At 72.4% G+C, this 21,249-nt stretch carries 20 protein-coding genes and 1 pseudogene; 13 read left to right on the forward strand and 8 right to left on the reverse strand.

All coding sequences use genetic code 11. The annotated features are described in order from the left end of the window. Positions 1-98: 98 nt before the first annotated feature. Entirely contained in the window at positions 99-545 is a 447-nt protein-coding gene (locus IE136_RS17345) for an SCO4402 family protein (RefSeq protein ID WP_158994551.1), read from the forward strand. A gap of 46 nt (positions 546-591) precedes the next feature. Then, positions 592-1,443, forward strand: coding sequence for a formyltetrahydrofolate deformylase (gene purU, locus IE136_RS17350; RefSeq protein ID WP_158989126.1), 852 nt, complete (start codon positions 592-594; stop codon positions 1,441-1,443). Positions 1,444-1,476: 33 nt separating this feature from the next. Here the strand turns inward: purU and IE136_RS17355 are convergent, their stop codons facing one another. Both IE136_RS17355 and IE136_RS17360 read right to left on the reverse strand, forming a co-directional pair. Then, the gene (locus IE136_RS17355) at positions 1,477-2,763 is read right to left on the reverse strand and encodes a zf-HC2 domain-containing protein (protein ID WP_189600809.1); all 1,287 of its coding nucleotides are present in this window, start codon (positions 2,761-2,763) and stop codon (positions 1,477-1,479) included. Then, on the reverse strand, positions 2,760-3,341 hold the full coding sequence (locus tag IE136_RS17360) for a sigma-70 family RNA polymerase sigma factor (RefSeq protein WP_158989130.1): 582 nt from the start codon (positions 3,339-3,341) through the stop codon (positions 2,760-2,762). The genes IE136_RS17355 and IE136_RS17360 overlap by 4 nt, the downstream gene beginning before the upstream one ends. A gap of 221 nt (positions 3,342-3,562) precedes the next feature. Here IE136_RS17360 and IE136_RS17365 point away from each other — a divergent pair. Together IE136_RS17365 and IE136_RS17370 are read left to right on the forward strand one after the other, a co-directional pair. Further along, positions 3,563-3,928: pseudogene (locus IE136_RS17365) on the forward strand (STAS domain-containing protein); the annotation flags it as partial. Positions 3,929-4,046: 118 nt separating this feature from the next. Continuing rightward, positions 4,047-4,580 carry an EF-hand domain-containing protein gene (locus IE136_RS17370; RefSeq protein ID WP_269783570.1) on the forward strand — a complete coding sequence of 178 codons (534 nt, stop codon included), beginning with the start codon at positions 4,047-4,049 and terminating at the stop codon, positions 4,578-4,580. Here IE136_RS17370 and IE136_RS17375 read toward each other — a convergent pair. Continuing rightward, positions 4,558-6,078 (reverse strand): class I adenylate-forming enzyme family protein, encoded by a 1,521-nt coding sequence (locus IE136_RS17375; RefSeq protein WP_158989134.1) that lies wholly within the window; start codon positions 6,076-6,078, stop codon positions 4,558-4,560. The genes IE136_RS17370 and IE136_RS17375 overlap by 23 nt on opposite strands. Before the next feature lie 132 nt (positions 6,079-6,210). On the opposite strand from IE136_RS17375, the gene IE136_RS17380 reads away from it, so the two are divergent. From IE136_RS17380 to IE136_RS17395, 4 genes are all read left to right on the forward strand, one after another. Beyond that, positions 6,211-7,401 (forward strand): amidohydrolase family protein, encoded by a 1,191-nt coding sequence (locus IE136_RS17380; protein WP_158989136.1) that lies wholly within the window; start codon positions 6,211-6,213, stop codon positions 7,399-7,401. Further along, the gene (locus tag IE136_RS17385) at positions 7,401-8,534 is read left to right on the forward strand and encodes an acyl-CoA dehydrogenase family protein (RefSeq protein WP_189600810.1); all 1,134 of its coding nucleotides are present in this window, start codon (positions 7,401-7,403) and stop codon (positions 8,532-8,534) included. Before IE136_RS17380 ends, IE136_RS17385 begins: the two co-directional genes overlap by 1 nt. 7 nt (positions 8,535-8,541) lie before the next feature. After that, positions 8,542-9,474 carry an acyl-CoA dehydrogenase family protein gene (locus IE136_RS17390; RefSeq protein ID WP_158989140.1) on the forward strand — a complete coding sequence of 311 codons (933 nt, stop codon included), beginning with the start codon at positions 8,542-8,544 and terminating at the stop codon, positions 9,472-9,474. 386 nt (positions 9,475-9,860) lie between these two features. Continuing rightward, positions 9,861-10,376, forward strand: a complete 516-nt coding sequence (locus IE136_RS17395) for an ATP-binding protein (RefSeq protein WP_229818927.1) — start codon at positions 9,861-9,863, stop codon at positions 10,374-10,376. A 175-nt stretch (positions 10,377-10,551) separates the two neighbouring features. Here IE136_RS17395 and IE136_RS17400 read toward each other — a convergent pair whose 3' ends face one another. Beyond that, entirely contained in the window at positions 10,552-11,490 is a 939-nt protein-coding gene (locus IE136_RS17400) for a cyclase family protein (protein WP_158989142.1), read from the reverse strand. 101 nt (positions 11,491-11,591) lie between these two features. Between IE136_RS17400 and IE136_RS17405 the strand changes: the two genes are divergently transcribed. The 3 genes from IE136_RS17405 to IE136_RS17415 all read left to right on the forward strand — a co-directional run bounded on the left by IE136_RS17405 (position 11,592) and on the right by IE136_RS17415 (position 14,874). After that, the gene (locus IE136_RS17405; RefSeq protein WP_158989144.1) at positions 11,592-12,506 is read left to right on the forward strand and encodes an SDR family NAD(P)-dependent oxidoreductase; all 915 of its coding nucleotides are present in this window, start codon (positions 11,592-11,594) and stop codon (positions 12,504-12,506) included. A gap of 67 nt (positions 12,507-12,573) precedes the next feature. Continuing rightward, positions 12,574-13,623, forward strand: a complete 1,050-nt coding sequence (locus tag IE136_RS17410) for a Zn-dependent alcohol dehydrogenase (RefSeq protein WP_189600811.1) — start codon at positions 12,574-12,576, stop codon at positions 13,621-13,623. 36 nt (positions 13,624-13,659) lie between these two features. Then, positions 13,660-14,874 carry an MFS transporter gene (locus tag IE136_RS17415; protein ID WP_158989148.1) on the forward strand — a complete coding sequence of 405 codons (1,215 nt, stop codon included), beginning with the start codon at positions 13,660-13,662 and terminating at the stop codon, positions 14,872-14,874. On the opposite strand, the gene IE136_RS17420 is transcribed toward IE136_RS17415, so the two are convergent. Then, positions 14,838-15,809, reverse strand: a complete 972-nt coding sequence (locus tag IE136_RS17420) for a GlxA family transcriptional regulator (protein WP_158989150.1) — start codon at positions 15,807-15,809, stop codon at positions 14,838-14,840. The two genes, IE136_RS17415 and IE136_RS17420, sit on opposite strands and share 37 nt — an antisense overlap. Positions 15,810-15,858: 49 nt before the next feature. Between IE136_RS17420 and IE136_RS17425 the strand changes: the two genes are divergently transcribed. Next, entirely contained in the window at positions 15,859-17,148 is a 1,290-nt protein-coding gene (locus tag IE136_RS17425) for an MFS transporter (RefSeq protein WP_189600812.1), read from the forward strand. A 96-nt stretch (positions 17,149-17,244) separates the two neighbouring features. Beyond that, entirely contained in the window at positions 17,245-18,561 is a 1,317-nt protein-coding gene (locus IE136_RS17430) for an MFS transporter (RefSeq protein ID WP_189600813.1), read from the forward strand. Positions 18,562-18,601: 40 nt separating this feature from the next. Here IE136_RS17430 and IE136_RS17435 read toward each other — a convergent pair whose 3' ends face one another. The 3 genes from IE136_RS17435 to IE136_RS17445 all read right to left on the reverse strand — a co-directional run bounded on the left by IE136_RS17435 (position 18,602) and on the right by IE136_RS17445 (position 21,195). Then, on the reverse strand, positions 18,602-19,189 hold the full coding sequence (locus IE136_RS17435; protein WP_189600925.1) for a flavin reductase family protein: 588 nt from the start codon (positions 19,187-19,189) through the stop codon (positions 18,602-18,604). Positions 19,190-19,281: 92 nt separating this feature from the next. After that, complete coding sequence (locus IE136_RS17440; protein WP_158989156.1) at positions 19,282-20,412, reverse strand: hypothetical protein; 1,131 nt, start codon at positions 20,410-20,412, stop codon at positions 19,282-19,284. A 63-nt stretch (positions 20,413-20,475) separates the two neighbouring features. Next, complete coding sequence (locus IE136_RS17445) at positions 20,476-21,195, reverse strand: enoyl-CoA hydratase/isomerase family protein (protein WP_308432430.1); 720 nt, start codon at positions 21,193-21,195, stop codon at positions 20,476-20,478. Positions 21,196-21,249 lie beyond the last annotated feature (54 nt).

The raw sequence follows: 21,249 nt of genomic DNA on the forward strand, positions 1-21,249 counted from the left end.
CGTACGATCGAAAGGTGTCCAGTCCCGTCTCCGGTCCAGACTCCGGTTCAGTCTCCAGTTCGGTGAACTCTTCCCGTCGCGGCCGTCGCTCCTCCACCATGGGCGGCATGCCGCTCAACGACATGCCGTGGTGGCGCTGGCGCAGCAACGTGCGCTCGGCGCTGCACATGCTCTCCGATCCCGGGTTCCACGAGACGACCTGGCTGGCCGGCCACGACGGGTACGGCGACGTCACCGACGCCGTCTACCGGCTCGTCGAGGACACCTGGCTGGACAACTGGTCCGCCGAGAAGTACGTCGGCACGATCTTCCGCGACTCGGGCGAGGCCGCCCTGGTGGACGTGGCCGTGCTGCGCGTGCTGCGGATCATGCACCAGGTGGGTCCCGACGCCCCGTTCTCCGCCTACATGGAGCACCACGGGTGGCCGGAGGCCGTACGGGCCGCCCGCGAGGCACACGTACGGATGGCGTCGGCGGACGGCGAGGACCCGGACACGCCCCCGCGCTCGCTGGACGTGCTCCGTATCATGACGCGGTCCGCCTGACGGACGCGGACCCTGCCCGGCCGGCCGGATATGGCACCCTACGAGGATGACTGACCAGTACGTCCTCACGCTCTCCTGCCCGGACAAACAGGGCATCGTGCACGCCGTGTCGAGCTATCTGTTCATCACCGGCTGCAACATCGAGGACAGCCAGCAGTTCGGGGACCGGGACACGGGTCTCTTCTTCATGCGGGTCCACTTCTCGGCCGAGGCCCCGGTCACCGTGGACAAGCTGCGGGCGAGCTTCGCCGCGGTGGGTGACTCCTTCGCGATGGACTGGCAGATCAACCGCGCCGACGAGCGCATGCGGGTCGTGCTGATGGTGTCGAAGTTCGGGCACTGCCTGAACGATCTCCTCTTCCGCTCCCGGATCGGGGCGCTGCCGGTCGAGATCGTCGCGGTCGTCTCCAACCACACGGACTTCGCGGAGCTGGTGGGCTCGTACGACATCCCGTTCCGGCACATTCCGGTCACCAAGGAGAACAAGCCGCAGGCCGAGGCCGAGCTGCTCGACCTGGTGCGCGAGCAGAACGTCGAGCTGGTGGTCCTCGCCCGCTACATGCAGGTGCTCTCCGACGACCTGTGCAAGCAGCTGTCGGGCCGGATCATCAACATCCACCACTCCTTCCTGCCGAGCTTCAAGGGCGCCAAGCCCTACCACCAGGCGCACGCGCGCGGCGTGAAGCTGATCGGCGCGACGGCCCACTACGTGACGGCCGACCTCGACGAGGGCCCGATCATCGAGCAGGAGGTCGAGCGCGTCGGCCACGAGGTCACCCCCGACCAGCTGGTGGCCGTCGGCCGCGACGTGGAGTGCCAGGCGCTGGCCCGTGCGGTGAAGTGGCACGCCGAGCGCCGCATCCTGCTCAACGGCCGCCGGACCGTCGTCTTCACGTAGACGCCTCTCACAGCCTGCTGAGAGACGCCGCTCTCACAGCCTGCTGAGAGACGCCGCCGCGAAGAGGACGTCGCGGATCGCCTCCCGGTCGCCGTCCTTGCCGGCGGCGGCCTCCTCCGGCGGGACGTGGCCCGCCACGAGCTGGCAGAACTCGACGCCGTCCATCGCCACCTGGGCCACCGCGTGATCCGGGGAGGCGACGGCGGCGGGGGAGTCCAGGGCGATGTACCAGTGGCCTCCGCCCGAGCCCTCCACCTCCAGGTGGAGCGAGCGGCCGGGGGCGCCCGCCGCGACCAGATGGCGCGGCGGAGCGGCGAGGCCCCCGCGGCGCCGGCCGGCGAGCGCCGCCGGGAGCAGCCGCGCCGCCAGGTCGATCATGTCGTGCAGATGCGCGCCGCTTGGCGGCTCGTACGGATACGCCACCGCGTTCGCGATGTCGTCCGCGTGCACCCAGCACTCGAAGGCCCGCTCGAGGAGCGAGTCCCGCATCGGCAGCGCGAAGCCCCCGTACGCAACCGTCAGGTCCGCGACACCTCGTCCCGCGAACGAGACCGTCCGGATCAGCGTGTGGCTCTGGTCGCGCCACGGCTCGCGCACCCCGCGCGTCGGCGGATGTTCAGCGCCCTGCCAGTACGCCTCGGTGCGCTCCGTCGGCGACGCCTCCCCGGCCCCCGGCCCCAGCGGGTCGTCCAGACCGAGCGCCGTCGACACCAGGCCGTCCACCGTCATCAGATGCCCGATCACCCCGGCGACGGTCGTCCGGCGGCTCGCCGGCCGCTCGCCCTCGAACCACTTCAGGCGCACCGGGGCGTGCCACTCCGACTCGCCGATGTCCCGCAGCAGCGCGTCCAGCCGGGCCGTCTCGGCGTCGTACGGACAGGCCCAGGCGGGCACCGGGATACGGGCGGGGCGCCGCCCCAGGCAGTTCTCCAGGACGCGGGAGCGCAGCAGCGGGTCGAGGTCGAGGTCCCGCCCGGCGTGGAGCAGCCCGACCGCGTCGCGCAGCCGCAGCGCCTCGTCCGCGCACGGGGCGCACTCGGTGAGGTGAGCCTCGACCGCCTGCGTCTCCTCCGCCGAGCACGCGGACAGCGCCCACGCCCCGAGGAGAGACTTGAGCACCCCGTGCGACGGCGGCACCGGTTCCGCGGCCCGTGCCGGTTCGTCGGCCCGTGTCGGTTCCTCCGCCTCCACGGGCTCTACGGGAACCTCCGGCGGTGCCCCGGACGCCGACAGGTCCGCGTGGTCGTCCGCCGCCCACCGGGGCCCCGGTATCCGGGGAGCGCGCGCGACCTCCTCCGGGTCGCCGTTCGCCCCGCTCACCACGCGCGTCCGGGGCCTGGCGGCGAGGACCCCTCCAGCGGACGGGTGTTCGCCGTCGACAGCAACTGCAGCCCGAGCCGCAGCCGCCGCCGCGCCTCGTCCTCCGTCACCCCGAGGTCCGCCGCCGTCTGGCGATAGTCGCGCCGCTGGAAATAGGCCAGTTCCAGAGCGGCGCGCAACGGCGCGGGCATCGACGTCACGATGTAGTCCGCGCGGGCCGCGACCGACGCCCGGCGCACCTTCTGCTCCAGCTCCTCCGCAGAGCCCTCGCCGGTCTCGGCGTACGCCGTCGCCTCCGTCTGCCGCAGCCGGTGGACGGCCTGGCGCTGGGTCAGCCGGGCTATCCAGGAGCGCAGGTTGCCCTGCTTGGGGTCGTACGCGTCGGGGTTCTCCCAGATGTAGCCGAAGACCTCGCGGGTGACCAGGTCGGCGGCGCTGTCGTCGTCGAGCACGCGGTGGGCGAGGCTGTGCACGAGCGACGCGAATCGGTCGTACAACTCCCCGAGCGCGGCGGCCTCCCCGCGCGCCAGCCGCTGCTGCATCCGGCGGTCCCAGCGCGGTGGTGTGTCCTTCGCCATACGAAGCCCTCCGGTGCTCTTCGGTGGCCCTCCCGGTCCGAGTTCATCCCCCAAAGTAGTGCGCCCCGGCGACAGCGCACTCTCCTTTGTGACAAGTACGCCCCCAGGAGCCGCGGGGTGGTAGGGAAAGCGCCACCTTTCACACCGGGGGTTTCGTTTCGTGGCCGTGGGGCAGCGGGAGGGGACAGGAAGCACAGCCTCCGTTTTGAAGGGCGCGATCTGTGACGATCCATGTCGGCGAAGACGAGCAAGGCCCCTGGACCGTGCTGCATGTCCGCGGCGAACTGGATCTGGTGAGTTCGCCCACGGTCCGCAGACGCGTGCACGACGCCGTCGCCGGGGGCCGGCACGACGTGGTCCTCGATCTCGCGGGCGTCGATTTCTGCGACTCCAGCGGGGTGGGCGTGCTGATCGCCTCCCGCCGGCTGATGCGCTCCTGCGGCGGCCGGCTGAGGCTGGTCCTGCCCGCGCGCGGCGCTCTGGAAGGCTCGCACGTCAACCGGGTCCTGGCCGCGCTCGGCGTCCGGCGCCTCTTCGACGTGTACGCGGACGCCGCCGACGCGGTCGACGAGCGCGCGCGGCCTCTGGAGGTGGAGTACCTCGCGGGGCAGACTGCGTCCGTTCCCGAGCAGCCCTCTCCCACCCGAAGGCTGACCGTTCCGCCCCTCTCGGCGTAGCGGGCCCCGGCGTCGTAAGGTCGCGCACATGGAGCCCATGGAACCCGAGCAGGAATCGGAGCAGCCCCCCGAGCAGCTCTACCGGCGCAGGATCGCCTCCCGCTTCGCCGCGTTCGACCAGGACGGCGACGGGACCATCTCGCGCGAGGACTTCACGACGGCGGCGAAACGGCTGCTGACCGAGTTCGACACGTCCTTCCGCTGCGACAAGGGCCAGGCGCTGGTGACCGGCGCCGAGGCCTTCTGGCAGGGCATGGCGGGGATCGCCGACGTCGACGGCGACCAGCGCGTCAGCCGGCAGGAGTTCGCCGGCGGCGCGGTCAAGCGGCTGCACGACCATCCCGAGCGCTTCGCCGAGATCGCCCGCCCCTTCCTCCACGCCCTGCTGGCCCTCGCCCCCACCCCGGCGGAGGTGGAACGCGCGCTTCGGGCCCTCGGCATCGCCCCGGAGGCGGCGGCGCTGGGCGCCGCCTCCCTGCCGACCGACGACGCGGGCGCGGTCGAGGAGGAGGCGGCCGTGACGGCCTTCGCCCGCTACTTCATGACGGAGGAGCGTTCGTGACGGAGTAGCGCTCCCGCAGCTTGTACTTGAGGACCTTGCGGAGCGTCTCGTTGCGCGGCAGGGCCTCCACCACCTCCAGCCGTTCCGGCAGCTTGTGGACGGAGAGGCCCGCCGCGCGCAGGAAGTCCGTCACGGCGGCGAGGGTGAGGGCCGGGGCCCCGGGCGGCTGCTCCACGACCGCGCAGACGCGTTCACCGCGCTCAGGGTCGGGGAGCCCGACGACGGCGGCGTCGCCGACCGCCGGGTGCTCGTGGAGGAGGTCCTCGATCTCCTTGGCCGAGATGTTCTCGCCCTTGCGGATGATGATGTCCTTGATCCGCCCGGTGAGGACGAGATGGCCGCTCGGGGTCAGATGTCCCACGTCGCCGGTGACGAGGAAGCCGTCCTCGTCGAAGGCGGCGGCCGTCTGCGCGGGGTCGAGATAGCCCTGGCAGACCGCCTCGCCCCTGAGCCGTACCTCGCCGCCCTCCGCGATCCGTATCTCCATGCCCTCCGGGGGCCTGCCCTCGGTCGTCGCCAGGTTCTCGGCGGTGTCGTCCGGTGAGCCCATCGTGATCATCGGAACCTCGGTCATGCCGTAGCCGTGGGTGAGCGCGCAGCCCATCTCCCGTACGACCGCGTGGTAGACCTCCGGCGGCTTGGGCGCCCCGCCGCCCGCGAGCAGCCGCAGGGTGGGGATGATCGGGCTGCCCGGCTGTCTGCGCTGCTCGGCGAGGAACATCGAGTAGAAGGCGGTGGACCCGCCCGCCACGGTCACACCGTGCCTGCGGTACTCCTCGAGCGCCTCGGGCAGCGCGAACTGTTCGAACATCACCGCGGGGAATCCGTAGAGCAGCAGCATCACCGTGTAGTCGGGCCCGGCGATATGGGCGTACGGGAAGGCCATGGAGCCCACGTCGTCGGCGGTCGGCTTCAGGGCGTGGGCGAGGCAGGAGCCGCCCGCGATGAGGGAGCGGTCGGTGTGCAGGACGCCCTTGGGGTCGGAGGTCGTGCCCGAGGTCCAGTAGATCCAGCGGACGTCCGTCCCGGAGGCCGGCGGCGGTGGCAGGACGGCCGGGTCGCCGTCGGGCAGGGAGTCGTACGCCTCGAAGACCCGGCGGGCGCCGAGCCGCCGCGCCATCGCGGTGTGGTCGAAGCCGCGCCACACGCCGGGGACGGCGAGGAACTCGGCCTTCGACTCGCGCAGCGCGAAGCCGACCTCCCGGTCCCGGTAGAAGGGGATGACCGGCGACTGCACGGCCCCGAGGCGGGCCAGGGCGAAGGTGAGGACGGCGGTCTCGATCCGGGTCGGCAGCTGCCAGGCGACGACGGTCCCGGGGCGGACCCCCCGGTCGTACAGCCCGGCGGCGCACCGTTCGGCGCGGTCGCGCAGCGCGCCGAAGGTGAGGCTCCTGTCCCCCTGGAGCAGGACGGGCCGGTCGGGCGTGAGGGCGGCGCGGCGGTCGACGAGTTCCCAGAGGGTGCGGGACTCGCCCAGGGCGTGTGCGATGTCGGTCACGACGACTCCCTTGACTGACTGTCCGTCAGATCGTGTCGAGAGCGTAGAGGGGTCGGTCCTTGTCGGTCCAGGGGTGCGCGGCTAGCCTGAGGCGGAACCGTATCTGACGGGCCATCAGAAAATGGAGGGGTCATGACGGAACTGCCCCGCATCATCAGCGTCGACGACCACGTGATCGAGCCCGCGCACCTCTTCGAGACCTGGCTGCCCGCCAGATACCGCGACCGGGGACCCAAGCCGCTCACCGCCGGGATCGGGGAGCTCGCCTACGTCGGCGGGAAGTACCGGATCACGATGGACCCGGACGGCCCGCCCACCGACTGGTGGATCTACGAGGACCTGAAGTTCCCGTACAAGCGCAACATCGCCGCCGTCGGCTTCGACCGGGAGGACATGACCCTGGAGGGCATCACCCGCGCCGAGATGCGGCGCGGCTGCTGGGACCCCGTCGAGCGGCTCAAGGACATGGACCTCAACCACGTCGAGGCCTCGCTCTGCTTCCCGACCTTCCCGCGCTTCTGCGGCCAGACCTTCGCCGAGGCGCACGACAAGGAGGTCGCCCTCGCCTGCGTACGCGCCTACAACGACTGGATGGTCGAGGAGTGGTGCGGCGACAGCGGCGGCCGGCTCATCCCGCTCTGCATCATCCCGCTCTGGGACATCGGCCTGGCGGTCGCCGAGATCCGCCGCAATGCCGCCCGGGGCGTGAAGGCCGTGACCTTCTCCGAGATCCCGACCTGTCTCGGGCTCCCGTCGATCCACTCCGGCTACTGGGACCCCTTCTTCGCCGTCTGCCAGGAGACCGGCACCGTCGTCAACATGCACATCGGGTCGTCGTCCCAGATGCCCGCCGCGTCCCCCGACGCCCCGCCCGCCGTCCAGGCGTCCCTGAGCTTCAACAACGCCATGGCCTCGATGATGGACTTCCTCTTCAGCGGCGTCCTGGTGAAGTTCCCCACCCTCAAGCTCGCCTACAGCGAGGGCCAGATGGGCTGGATCCCGTACGCCCTCGAACGCGCCGACGACGTGTGGGAGGAGCACCGTGCCTGGGGCGGCGTCCGCGACCTGGTTCCCGAGCCGCCGTCCACGTACTACTACCGGCAGATGTTCTGCTGCTTCTTCCGCGACAAGCACGGCATCGCCTCGCTCGACGTGGTCGGCCGGGACAACGCCACCTTCGAGACCGACTACCCGCACGTCGACTCCACCTTCCCGCACACCAAGGAGGTGGCCCTCGACCACGTCAAGGGACTCGACGACGAGACCGTCTACAAGCTGATGCGCGGCAACGCCATCCGGATGCTCGGACTGGGCATCGTCTGATGGACCTCGCGTACAGCGAAGAGGAGGAGGAGTTCCGGGCCGGGCTGCGGAAGTGGCTCGCCTCCGTCCTGCCCGCCCTGCCGCCGCGCCCCGACCCGCGGGACTGGCCGGCCCGGCGCGCGTACGACTGCGGCTGGCAGCGCGGACTGTACGACGCCGGGTACGCGGACGTGCACTGGGACGCCTCCCCGACCCGGCGGCTGATCTTCCTGGAGGAGTCCGAGCGGGCCGGGGCCCCCTACGTCGGCGCCAACTTCGTCGGGCTGCTGCACGCCGGGCCCACGATCGCGGCCGAGGGCACGAAGGCGCAGCGTGAGCGGTGGCTGCCGCCCGTGCTGCGCGGCGACGAGGTGTGGTGCCAGGGCTTCAGCGAGCCCGACGCCGGGTCCGACCTCGCCTCGCTCAGGACGAGGGCGGTCCGGGACGGGGACGCGTACGTCGTCACCGGGCAGAAGATCTGGACCTCGCACGCCGAGGTCGCCGACTGGTGCGAGCTTCTGGTGCGTACGGACGCGTCGGCGCCCCGCCACCGGGGCATCACCTGGCTCGCGATGCCCATGGACGCCACCGGCATCACCGTGCGTCCGCTGCGGACCCTCGCGGGCTCGACGGAGTTCGCCGAGGTCTTCCTCGACGAGGTGCGGGTCCCGGTCGAGAACCGGATCGGCGAGGAGAACGACGGCTGGCGGGTCACGATGGTGACCCTCTCCTTCGAGCGCGGCACCGCCTTCGTCGGCGAGGTCGTCGCCTGCCGCCGCGTCCTGGCCGAACTCGCCCGCGCAGCGCGCGCGAGCGGCGCCTGGGACGACGACGTCCTGCGCCGCCGGATCGGCAGGCTGAGCGCCGAGTTCCGGGCGCTGTGGCGGCTCACCCAGTGGAACGTCAGCGAGGCCGAGGCGTCGGGCGGGGTGCCGGGCATCGGCGGCTCCGTCTTCAAGCTGCGCTACTCCCACGCCCGCCAGGAGCTGTACGACACGGCCGCCGCCGTCCTCGGCCCGGACGCGCTCGACCTGGGGCGTGAATGGAACCTGGACCGGCTGTCCTCGCTCTCGTACACGATCGCCGCCGGCACCTCCCAGATCCAGCGAAACATCGTCGCCGAGCGCATCCTCGGCCTGCCGAAGGGGCGGTGACCCACCCATGGACTTCCGGCTCACCGAGGACCAGCAGGCGTTGAAGGCGGGGGTGCGGGCGCTTCTCGAGCGCCGCTTCGACCGGGAGGCGCTCCGGGCGGCCGTCGAGGCCGGCGGCACGCTGGACCGGGCGCTGTGGCGGGAGCTGGGGGTGGCCGGGTTCTTCGCGCTCCGGCTGCCGGAGCAGGAGGGCGGGGTCGGCCTCGGCCTGCCGGAGGCGGTCCTCCTCTTCGAGGAGGCGGGGCGCGCCCTGCTGCCGGGACCGCTGATCGCGACGCATCTGGCGGCGGGCGAGGTGCCGGGCGCGGCGGAGGGGAAGACGGTCGTGACCCGCCCCGACGGGGCGCTCGTGGACTGGCTCGACGAGGCGGACGTGGTGGTGGATGAGTCCGTGGGGGCCGGGGGCGGGCGCGAGTCCGTGGAGGCTGTGCGCCGGCGCGCCGAGCCGGTGCGCTCCGTCGACCCGCTGACCCCCCTGCACCGGCTCCCGGTCGCCGGCCCGGGGCCCGTTCCGGCCGACGCGATCCTCCTCGCCGCCGCCGAGCAGCTCGGAAGCGCCGCCCGCACCACCGAGACGGCCGTGCAACACGCGCGGGAGCGGGCGCAGTTCGGGCAGCCGATCGGCGCCTTCCAGGCGGTCAAGCACCTGTGTGCCGAGATGCTCGTACGAACAGAGGTCGCCCGCGCCGCCGTCTACGCGGCGGCCGTCACCGCCGACCCGGTCGAGATCGCCGGTGCCAAGCTCCTCGCCGACGAAGCCGCGGTGCGCTGCGCCCGCGACTGCCTGCAGGTGCACGGCGGCATGGGTTTCACCTGGGAGGCGGACGTCCATCTCCACCTCAAACGGGCCTGGGTCCGGGCGGAGCGGTGGCTCCCGGCGGCCGCCGCGGAGGAGCGGGAGGCGGCGGCGCTCCTCGGCACGCCCGCGGAGGCGGCCTGAGGGGTCACGGAACGTCGATATCGGGTTGTGTCCTTCGGCCGGGCCGTCACGGCCCGGAGTCGGGGTCCCGCTCCGGTACTCTCCGTGGGATGCGAGTGGTTGTGAACCCGGACACTCCCGGTGTCGCCCGTGCGGCGGCTCCGGCGCCGGGAATGCCCGCCGCTCGCGCCCCCTGGAGGCGTTTCACGCCCTCCTGTTCGACTCCCCGCAGCGTGCGTCGCACAGTATGGACCATGCGTACTCCTTCGCGCTGGAATATGCCCGAAGCGCTTGTTGCGGTGACTGTACGTCAACCATGCTGTTCCACAAGGGAATCACGTTCTGTAAGGGCGTCGATGGCTGTGGGGCGCGAGGCGATGTGTCCGCCGGTTCGGATGGTGTGAACGGTGCAGGTGCTTCAGGTTCAGTTGGAGGTCGGGCCGGACCCGGCGGAGGTGGGACGAGCCCGGAGATGGGCGCGTTCGAGGCTCGCCGGATCGGGCATAGGGGATGACGAGCCGCTGACCGACACGCTGGTGCTGCTCATCTCCGAGCTGGTCACCAACGCGGTGGTCCACACGGGCTGTCCGGCCGTGCTGCGGATGCTGTTCGCCGCGGGCTGTCCCGATGCCGGGACGGTACGGGTGGAGGTCGCCGACGCGAGCGACCGGCCCCCGCGGCAGCGTCACGCCGAGGGCGAGGACACCAACGGGCGCGGCCTGGAGCTGGTGGACGGCCTGGCCGACCGGTGGGGCTGGCAGCGCGAGGGCGCCGGCAAGAGCATCTGGTGCGAGGTGGACCGTACGGTCCCGGTCCCGGTCCCGGCGACCCCGGCACCGGTGGCGCCGACGGCGGTCACACCGCTCACACCGGTCACACCCTCCGCTTCGGCTTCCGCTTCCGTCTCATCGGCGCGCTGTTGACGGTTCGTGCCGATTTGTTCACTCTGGGGTGAGCGATTCGTCGTGAGGGGACGACGAGGGAGCGCGTGAATCGTGCTGCCCTCGACGAGCACGGGTCGCGGCCGGGTGGCGGACACCGTGCCGTGCTCGGGGCGCGTGCGAGTGCGCCGCCACCCGCGCGAAACTCCGCGCGAGTTCACAGCAGGGCGACCGGGGCCACCGGTGTGCCCGTACCGCCCACGAAGGGCTCGGGCATCGCGGAGAGCAGGAACGCGTACCGCCCGCTCTGTGCACAGGCTGTGGACAGACTTTCCAGATTCCAGTTCTGACCCTGGAGCATTCCCATCTCGACGAGGTCGAGCGCGTGCACGGGCAGCCAGAGGTTCTCGATCTCGGGCGGGAAGATCTCGAAGGTGAGCGTGTCGTTGGCGACGGCGGCGACATCGCGGGCGTGGAACCACTCGGGCGTACGGATCGAGAGGCCCGGGGAGGGGAAGGCGTACCCGTGCCTGTCCCCGGCGAGGTAAGCGCGCATCTGCCCGGTCCGTACGAGAACGATGTCGCCGGCCCGTACGGTCACCCGGCCGAATTCCGCCGCTTCGTCCAGGTCTTCCGGGGTCACGGCGTGGTCCCCGGGCAGCCGGTCCAGGCCCTTGGCGCTCGCCACGTCGAGCAGGACGCCACGGCTCACGAGATGGCGGGCGGTGTGGATGCCGCTGAACCCGGACCGTCCGTGCGGGGTGATCGTGGCGGCCGGCCGGCCGTTGTAGATCTTGCCGGAGTGGGAGACGTGGGTGAGCGCGTCCCAGTGGGTGGCCGCCTGGAGTCCGAAGGTCACGGCGTCGTCGCTGGTGGCGACGGTGCCGGGGCCGAAGAGCTCCTGGTTGATCTGGATCATGACGTGGAGCGGGTTGACCCGTCCGGGGATCACCCCGGTCTGCACGCCGTCCTGCTTCAGGTCGAGGGCCAGGGGGACGCGCTGCCCGGAGACGACGGTCCGTACCGCCTCCCGCACCACCTCGTCGGTGATCAGATTGAGGGTGCCTATTTCGTCGCCCCGGCCCCAACGGCCCCAGTTGTTCACGCGCTTGGCGATGTCGTGGAACTCCGGCGGGAGGGAGGAGGGGAGTGACATCGGGGCCTCCGGGGTCTTGTTCTCCAGTATCTGACGGGTCGTAGAATCCAGCTCTACGGTAAATCTAACGGACCGTCAGAAAATGCGGGAAGGGGCCGGGCGTGGGGAACTTCTTGGCAGGCAAGGTCGTCGCCGTGACGGGGGCGGGGCGGGGGATCGGCCGGGCGGTCGCCCTCGCGTGCGCGGCGGAGGGCGCGAAGGTCGTCGTCAACGACTACGGGGTCTCCATCGAGGGCGGGGAGCCGACGAGCGAGATCGCCGAGGCCGTCGTCAAGGAGATCGAGGCGGCGGGCGGGGCGGCGACGGCGGTCGCCGACGACATCTCGACGATGGCGGGCGGCGCGCGGGTGGTGGAGACGGCGCTGGCGTCGTACGGACGGATCGACGGGGTCGTGTGCGTGGCGGGCATCCTGCGCGAGCGGATGCTCTTCAACATGTCGGAGGAGGAGTGGGACCCGGTCGTCGCCACGCACCTGAAGGGGACGTTCACGGTCTTCCGGGCGGCGAGCGCGGTGATGCGCAAGCAGGGCGGCGGCACGCTGATCGGCTTCACCAGCGGTAACCACCAGGGTTCGGTGGCCCAGGCCAACTACGCGGCGGCCAAAGGCGGGATCATCTCGCTGGTGCGGTCGGCGGCGCTCGGCCTGCACAAGTACGGGGTGACGGCGAACGCGGTGGCGCCGGTGGCGCGGACCCGGATGTCGGCGAACGTGCCGATGGAGCTGAAGGAGATCGGCGAGCCGGAGGACGTGGCGGCGCTCGTCGTCTACCTCCTGTCGGAGCGGGCGCGGACGGAGAAGATCACGGGCCAGGTCTACACGATCGCCGGCCCGAAGATCGCGGTCTGGGCGCAGCCGAGGGAACTGCGGGCGGCGTACGCGGAACCGGGGGCTTGGACGCCGGAACGGATCGCGGATTTTCTGCCGGGGACGGTGGGGGTGGATCCGATGCCGATGCTGGCGCGCCTGGAGGAGATGGCCAGGGCGGCGGCGGACGGCTCCCGCCCGAACGCGTAGGGCTCGCGCTCGAACACGTAGGGGCGGGGGAGGAGACCCCCGCCTCCCCACGGACAAGGAGACGTACATGCGTGGAGTGGTGTTTGACGGGGTGCGCGTGGAGGTTGTGGGGGATCTGGAGGTGCGGGAGCCCGGGGCCGGCGAGGTGGGCGTCGCCGTACGGGCCGCCGGGGTCTGCCACAGCGATCTGGCGGTCGTCGACGGCACCATCCCCTTCCCGGCCCCCCTCGTCCTCGGCCACGAGGGCGCCGGCGTCGTCGAGGCCGTCGGCCCCGGCGTCACCCATGTCGTCCCCGGCGACCACGTCGCCCTCTCCACCCTCGCCAACTGCGGCGCCTGCGCCGACTGCGACCGTGGTCGTCCCACCATGTGCCGCAAGGCGATCGGCAGGCCCGGGCAGCCCTTCTCCCGGGCCGGGCGGCCTCTCTTCCAGTTCGCCTCGAACTCCTCCTTCGCCGAGCGGACCGTCGTCAAGGCCGTCCAGGCGGTGAAGATCCCGTCCGACATCCCCCTCACCTCCGCCGCCCTCATGGGCTGCGGCGTCCTCACCGGCGTCGGAGCCGTCCTCAACCGGGCCAAGGTCGACCGGGGTGAGACGGTCGTCGTCATCGGCACCGGCGGCATCGGCCTCAACGTCCTCCAGGGCGCCCGGATCGCCGGCGCGCTCACGATCGTGGCCGTCGACACCAACCCCGCCAAGGAGGCCGTCGCACGGCGGTTCGGCGCCACGCACTTCCTCGCCGCCGCCGACGGGGTGCGCGACATCCTGCCCACCGGCGCCGACCACGTCTTCGAGTGCGTCGGCCACACCGGCCTCGTCCGTACCGCGATCGACCTGCTCGACCGCCACGGCCAGGCGATCATCCTCGGCATGACGGCGCCCACCGCCGAGGTGAGCTTCCCGCCCGCGGCCATGTTCCTCGACAAGTCGATCCTCGGCTGCCGCTACGGCTCCTCCCGCCCGCAGAAGGACATCGCCCTCTATGCCGAGCTGTACCGCCAAGGCCGCCTCCTCCTCGACGAACTCGTCACCGGGACGTACCCGGTGGAGGACTTCGCCAAGGCGGTGGAGGACGCCGAACAAGGACGCCTCGCGCGCGGAGTCCTCACCTTTTAGCGGGTGATCGGGTGATCGGCGGTTACGGTCGTGACCATGGCGTACCGCGAGCTCCTCACCCGCCCCGTCCTCACCTGGTCGGCCGTCGCCCTGGCCGCCCGGCTGCCCGTGGCGATGGCGCCGCTGGCGCTCGTGTTCCTGGTGCGGGAACGGCCGGGCGGCTACACCCTCGGGGCGGTGCTCGCCGCCGCGTACGTCATCGGCGAGATCGTCGCCGCTCCGGTCCTCGGCATCCGGCTGAACGCCGAGCGCGCCCGGCCGCATCTGGCGATCGGGCTCGTTGTGGGCGCGGTCGGGTTCGCCGGACTCGGCCTCGCCGCCGACGCGCACCCCGTCGTCCTCGGTCTGCTCGCCTTCCTCGCGGGGGCCGGCCCCGCCGCCTCGCCCGGCGCTCTGCGCGCCCTGCTCACCAGCCTGGTGCCGGAGAAGGCCGTCACCCAGGCGCTCTCCATCGAGTCCGTGCAGACCTTCGTCATCTGGGCCCTCGCGCCCGCGCTCGTGAGCGGCCTGGCGCTCGGCGTCGACCCCGCGGTGCCCCTGTTGCTCCAGGGCGGGCTGATGGCGGCCTCCGTCGCCGGGCTGTGGGCGCTGCCCCCCGGCTGGCGGGCCGAGAGCCAGGAACAGGGCGGCGAGCCGATGCGGCGCGTCCTGCTGCGGGCCTGGCCGGTCTACGTCATGGGCGCCGGAAGCCTGACCCTGCTGGCCCTCGCCGAGCTGATCCTGCCCGCCCTCCTCGAACAGCGGGAGATCGCCATCGGCTGGGCGGGCCCGCTCCTCGCCGGCTTCTCGATCGGCTCGGCGGTGGGGGCGTTCGTCTACGGGCTCCGGAGCGGCTGGCCGGGCCGGCTGCCGGTGCAGTCCCTCGTGCTCATCCTCGGCGTCGCCGCGGGCGTCGCCCTCATGGCCGTCCTGCCCTCCGCGGGCACGATCGCCGTCGCCCTGACCCTGGCCGGCCTCCTCCAGGCCCCGGCGATGCTCACCCGCAACCTGGCCCTGCGTCAGATACTGCCGCCGAGCGCCCTGGCGGCCGGCTACTCGGTCATGTACGCGGCCGTCGGCGCCGGTTACGCGGCGAGCGGCTCACTCGCGGGCGGCCTGCTGACGGTGGTGGCCCCCTCGACCGCCATCCTGTTCGGCGTCGGCCTCACCCTGCTCCTGACGGCGATCGGCGCGGTGGGGGAGCGGCGGATCGAGAGCGCCGGGCAGCCGGCCGCTCAGCCCACCGCACCGGCGCGGAAGGTGCGGCGGTAGGTCGTCGGGGTGACGCCGATGGCCGCCTGGAGGTGGGAGCGGAGGGACTGGGGGGTGCCGAAGCCGGCGTCGCGCGCCACCTGGTCGACGGGGAGGTCGGTCGACTCCAGGAGGTGCCGGGCCCGCTCCACACGCTGCCGGGTGAGCCACTGGCCGGGGCTGACGCCGACCTCCTCACGGAAGCGGCGCGTGAACGTCCGTACGCTCATCGACTCCCGTACGGCCAGGTCCCGCAGCTGGATCGGCTCGTGCAGGTGCGCGAGCGCCCAGGCCCGGGCGGCCGTCGTGGTCGCGGAGCCGGGCTCGGGGAGCGGGCGGGCGATGTACTGGGCCTGTCCGCCGTCGCGGTGCGGCGGTACGACGGTCCTGCGGGCCACCTCGTTGGCGACGGCCGTACCGTGGTCCCGGCGCACGATGTGCAGGCACAGGTCGATCCCGGCGGCGACCCCGGCCGAGGTCAGCACGTCCCCGTCGTCGACGAACAGGACGTCGGCGTCGACCCGTACGCTCGGGAAGAGCCGCTGGAAGTGCGCGGCCGAGGCCCAGTGCGTGGTGGCCGGGCGCCCGTCGAGGTAGCCGGCGGCGGCGAGCACGTAGGCGCCCGTGCAGATGGACACGAGCCGCGTCCCGGGCCGGATGTGCGCGAGCGCGGCGGCCAGCTCGTCGGTCAGCCTGCCCTCCTCGTGGACCGGGCCGAGTTCGTACGAGGCCGGGACGACCACCGTGTCCGCCGTCGCCAGCGCCTCCGGTCCGTGCTCCACGTGGACGGCGAAGTCCGCGTCGGTGGGGACCGGGCCCGCGACCGGGGCGCAGGTCACGATCGAGTACAGCGGCCGGCCCTCGGGGTCCTTGGCGCGGCCGAAGATCCGGTGCGGAATGCCCAGCTCGAAGGGGAGCAGACCCGGCAGGGCGAGGACGGCGATACGGTGCGGCACGAGGAAATCCCTTTGTGGTCCAGACCACTTGCTGCTACAAGTCGGGTCCGTGACGGACGAGCAATCGGAGCACTACCCGTACAAGTCTGAGGCCCGGCGCACCGTTCCCCTACAGGACGGGGCGGCGGACGCCGCCGTACCGGCCGGGGCGGCTCCCCTCTGGAACCGCAACTTCCGGCTCTTCTTCCTGGCCCGGGCCGCCGCCGTCTTCGGCGAGGGCACGGTCCCCGTCGCCCTCGCCGCGGGGCTCCTCGGCGCCGGGCACTCCGGCTCCTCCGTCGGCTACGCCCTCGGCGCCTGGATCGGCCCCTTCGCGCTCTTCGTCGTCTTCGGCGGCGTCCTCGCGGACCGCTTCACCGCCCGCCGGATGATGATCCTCGCGGATGTGCTGCGGCTGCCGGGAGCGGCCGTCCTCGCCGTCTCCTTCACCGCAGGCAGCCCGCCGCTGTGGGCGGTGTACACGCTCACCGCCGTCAGCGGTGTCTGCGCCGCGCTCTTCCAGCCCGGGGTCGCCTCCACCATCCCGCGCATCGCCCCCGACGTGCAGCGCGCCAACGCCCTCCTGCGGGTCGTCGAGTCCCTGATGACCATGGCGGGTCCGGCCGTCGCCGGTCTCCTCGTCGCGCTCTCCGGCGCCGGGGCGGCCTTCGCCGCCAACGGCCTGACCTTCGCCGTCAGCGCTCTCTGCCTCGGTCTGACGCGGATCCCCGCCGCCCCGGGAGACACGGCGGCACGCGGCTCGCTCGGCTCCGAAATGGCCGTCGGCTGGCGGGAGTTCCGGGCCCGGAGCTGGCTGTGGGGGGTCATCGCGATCTGGACGGTCTACGGACTGACGGTCGCGGGGCCGCTGGTCCCGCTGACCGCCACCCTGGTGACAGGTGAGCACGGCTCGGCGGCTTACGGCGTCCTGATGGCGGTCAACGGCGCGGGCAGCGCGGCCGGCGGGCTCCTCGCCCTGCGGCTGCGCCCGCGCCGCCCGCTGGCGGCGGGGGCGGTGGCGCTGCTCGGCCTGCCGGTGAACCTCGTGCTGCTCGGTTCCGGGGCGTCCGTGACGGTCCTCGGGGTGGGGCAGTTCCTGGGCGGGGCGGCGTTCGCGTTCTGGCTGGTGATGTGGTCGACGTCGGTCCAGACCCATGTGCCGCAGGACGCGCTGAACCGCATGCACGCCTACGACGTGGCCGGATCGCTGCTGATGATGGCGGCGGGCCGCGCGCTCGCGGGGCCGGTGGCGGAGGCGGTGGGCGCGGAGGCGGTTCTGCTGGCGGGGGCCGGGATCGCGGTGCTGGTGGTGGTGGCGCTGCTGGTGGTGAGGCCGATCAGGACGCTGCCGCGGGTGTAGTGCCGCGTGCGGTGCTGCCGACTGTGCTGATCTCCTTGGCCCGATTCTTGTGAAAGCTGTCATCCGGGCCAGTGGTCGCCAGGGGAGCCGGTCGCGATGCTGAGTGACGTGACCCAGACAACCGAGAGCGCCGCAACGCCTCCCGTCCTCCCCCGTACGCCCCGAGTGCACCGCGCCTGGTTCGTCGCGGCCGTCACCTTCGTCACGATCATCGGCGCCGCGGCCTTCGCCTCCCTGCCCGGGCTGCTGATCGAACCGCTGCACACCGAGTTCGACTGGTCGCGCGGCACGGTCGGATTCGCCGTGTCGGTGAACCTCGCGCTGTACGGCCTGACGGCGCCGTTCGCCGCCGCGCTGATGGACCGGTTCGGCATCCGGCGGGTCGTCGCCGTCGCGCTGAGCGTGATCGCGCTCGGCTCGCTGCTCACCGTGTGGATGACGGCGGCCTGGCAGCTCGTCCTGTTCTGGGGAGTCCTCGTCGGCCTCGGCAGCGGCTCGATGGCACTGGCCTTCGCGGCCACCGTGACCAACCGGTGGTTCGTGGCCCGGCGCGGGCTCGTGACCGGCATCCTGACGGCGGCCGGCGCCTCCGGCCAGCTCGTCTTCCTGCCACTGCTCTCCTGGCTGGTCGAGAACCACGGCTGGCGACCGGCCTCGGTGACCGTCGCGCTCTCCGCCCTCGTGATCGTCCCCTTCGTGTGGCTGCTGCTGCGCGACCACCCGGCGGACGTCGGCCTGGCGCCGTACGGAGCGGCCGAGTTCGTCCCGAAGCCCGGGCCGGTGCAGGGCGCCGCCCGCCGCGCGGTGACCGTCCTCCTCAAGGCGGCCCGTACCGGACCCTTCTGGCTCCTCGCCGGCACCTTCGCGATCTGCGGCGCCTCGACCAACGGCCTGGTCAGGACCCACTTCGTGCCGGCCGCCCACGACCACGGCATGCCGATCACCGCGGCGGCCTCGCTGCTCGCCGTCATCGGGGTCTTCGACGTCGTCGGCACGATCGCCTCGGGCTGGTTCACCGACCGCTTCGAGTCGCGGCGGCTGCTGGCCACGTACTACGCGCTGCGCGGGGTGTCGCTGCTCTTCCTGCCGATGCTCCTCGCCCCGTCCGTCCACCCGCCGATGGTCTTCTTCATCGTCTTCTACGGACTGGACTGGGTGGCCACGGTCCCGCCGACGCTCGCCCTGTGCCGCGAGCACTACGGCGAGGACAGCGCCATCGTCTTCGGCTGGGTCCTCGCCTCCCATCAGGTGGGTGCGGCGGTGGTCGCCTTCGCGGGCGGCCTGGCGCGGGACGTCTTCGGCTCGTACGACGTGGTCTGGTACGCGTCGGGCGCGCTGTGCGCCGCGGCGGCCCTGATGGCCCTGGTGATCCGCCGCCGCCCGGCGGTGCCGGAGCCGTTGCTCACGCCCTGACCGCCCTCACGCGGTGACCGCCCTCACGCCCTGACCGCCCTCACGCGGTGAACCGGCCGAACCGTCCCCGGTGGAAGAGCAGCGGCCCGTCTGTCTCCTCCGCGCCCAGGGCCTCCACCCTGCCCACCACGATGAGATGGTCGCCCCCCGTGTGCACCTGGGCGATCGTGCAGTCGACCCAGGCGGGTACGCCCTCCAGGCGCGGCGAGCCCGTCACCGGGGCCGGGGCGTGCCCCACCCCCGCGAACCTGTCCGCGCCGCTCTTCGCGAAGCCCAGGCACAACTGCCCCTGGTCCGCTCCCAGGATGTTCACGCAGAAGACCCCGGCCCGGGCGATGCGGGGCCAGGTCGTCGAGGTGCGCGCCACCATGAAGGCGATCAGGGGCGGGTCCAGGGACAGGGAGGCGAAGGACTGGCAGGCGAACCCGGCCGGCCCTTCGGCCCCGGGGGCGGTCACGACGGTGACACCACTGGCGAAGTGCCCGAGGACCCGCCGGAACTCGGCCGGGTCGACGGGCAGCCGTTCGTCCTCCCGTACCGCCCGCAGCCGCGGCCGTGGCCCGGAGGGTGCTTGCACGGCCGTGGGCGATCCGGCCGACCTGAGGTATCGGACGGCGGTGGCCGCCATCCCAGCGTGTCCCATCACACCGTCATTGAAGCTGACGTGTCGTCAGATAGGAACCCTCGGGCCGGCCCCCGTCCGGCGGGGGCCGGCCTCGGTCAGATCAGGGCGTCCTTGTACGCGATGTTCACCCGGCGGTCGCCCGACTCGCCCGAGGCGAAGCCGAAGGTCAGCCGGGGCAGGAAGGCGCCGGGACGGGCCGGGTCCGGGACGAGCATGATGTTCATGCCCTCAGGCTCCCGGAAGACGAGGCTTTTCAGCGCGCGCGTGAGGCCGCGCTCCGAGACCCCGGTGTTCAGGTCGACGCGGGTGATGTGGGTGGTGCCCACGTCCGTGGTGTCGGTCGGCCCGCCGGAGGCGTAGGCCTCGCCCTCGTACATGTACATGTACGAGCCGTAGAGGCAGAAGCCCTGCGCGTCGTACACCGGCCGGGGCAGGTCCGCGAAGTGGTGCAGCGGCGCGCCGAGCGGGGCGGCGGCCGCGGTGTCCAGGTCCCAGACCGCGCACTGCAGCTGACCGTTGCGGTTGAAGCGCACGAGCACGCGGCGGTGCTGCATGTCGACGACCGGCCGCGGCGAGGTCAGCGTGGTGCCGGCGCCCGGCAGCTTGAGCGGGTCGGGCGTACGGTCCTTGAAGTCCATGGCCGTACGGTCCGCCGCGACGTCCCAGTGGAAGCTGCGCGGCGGCTGGTCGGCGGCCGGACCCACGTACTTGATCCGGCACAGCCTGCTGCCGAAGCCCGTGTCGTCCGAGTTCGGCTTGGAGTCGTACTCGATCCAGATGTACGGGGCCGAGCCCACCGCCGTCGTCTCGATGCCGATCTGGGCGCCGTGCCCGAAGCCGCGCAGGTACATCCGTCCGAGCTTGGTCGAGCCGTCGGCGCTCAGCTTGGTGATGGCGATGTCACCCTCGAGCTTGCGCGTCGCGTACGGCACGCCGTCACCCGGGTTGTACATGACCTGGGCGACGTACCAGTGCTTGTTGAGGTGGTCGTAGCCCGCGCACTGCATCACGGTGGGACACCAGGCCTGCTTGTGCATGAACAGGGCGTCCGACGGGTCGGCGAGGTCGAAGGCGAGCGAGGTGGGCAGCGCCGTGGCGCCCTCGGCCGCGATCTGCGCCTGCGCCGTCGAAGCGGTGAGGCCGCCGACCACCAGGCCGGCGGCGGCGCCCCCACCGAGCCGTATGAGACTCCTCCGGCTGACAGGTCCCGTTCCGAAAGTGCTCATGTGATGTAACCCCTCTTGGTAAGGAAGTTGAGGGGCCAACCTACGTCGTCGCAGGTGTGCGCGCTATCGACCTTCGTAGTGGGGCGAGCGCCGCTCCACGAAGCTCGCCACACCCTCGTTCGCGTCCCGTGTCGTCATGTTGATCTCCTGCGCGGCCGCCTCCGCCGCGAAGGCCGTCGACCGGTCGGATTCCAGGGCGGCGTTCACCAGCTGCTTGGTCAGAGCGAGGGCCCGGGTCGGGCCCTGGGCGAGGCGTTCGGCCCACTCCCGGGCCGTCTTCCCCAGCTCCTCCGCCGGGACCACGCGGTTCACGAGCCCCATCTCCCGCGCCTCCGCCGCCCCGATCGCGTCCCCGAAGAACATCAGCTCCTTCGCCCGCCGCGGCCCGACCAGCCGGGTCAGGAGGTACGCCCCGCCCCCGTCCGGCACCAGACCCCGTCGGACGAAGACCTCGACGAACGTCGCCGGCTCGGCCGCGAGCACCAGGTCGCAGGCGAACGCCATATGCGCGCCGATCCCGGCCGCCGTCCCGTTCACCGCCGCGATCACCGGCTTCTCACAGTCCAGTACGGCCCCGATCAGGCGCTGCGCCCCGAGCCGGATCGTCCGCGCCACGTCACCGGGGACCCGCGGTCCACCCGAAGGCGCCCCGCGCAGGTCCGCGCCCGCGCAGAAGCCGCGGCCGGTCGCCGTCAGTACCACCGCCCGTACGTGCGGGTCGGCGGAGGCCTCCCCGAGCAGGGCGATGATCCGCTCGCGCTGGTCCCAGGTGACGGCGTTCATCGCCTCGGGCCGGTTGAGCGTGATCCACGAGACGCCGTTGTCGACGCCGTGCAG

Origin of the sequence: Streptomyces lateritius (assembly GCF_014649715.1) — a bacterium.
Taxonomy (GTDB): Bacteria; Actinomycetota; Actinomycetes; order Streptomycetales; family Streptomycetaceae; genus Streptomyces; species Streptomyces lateritius.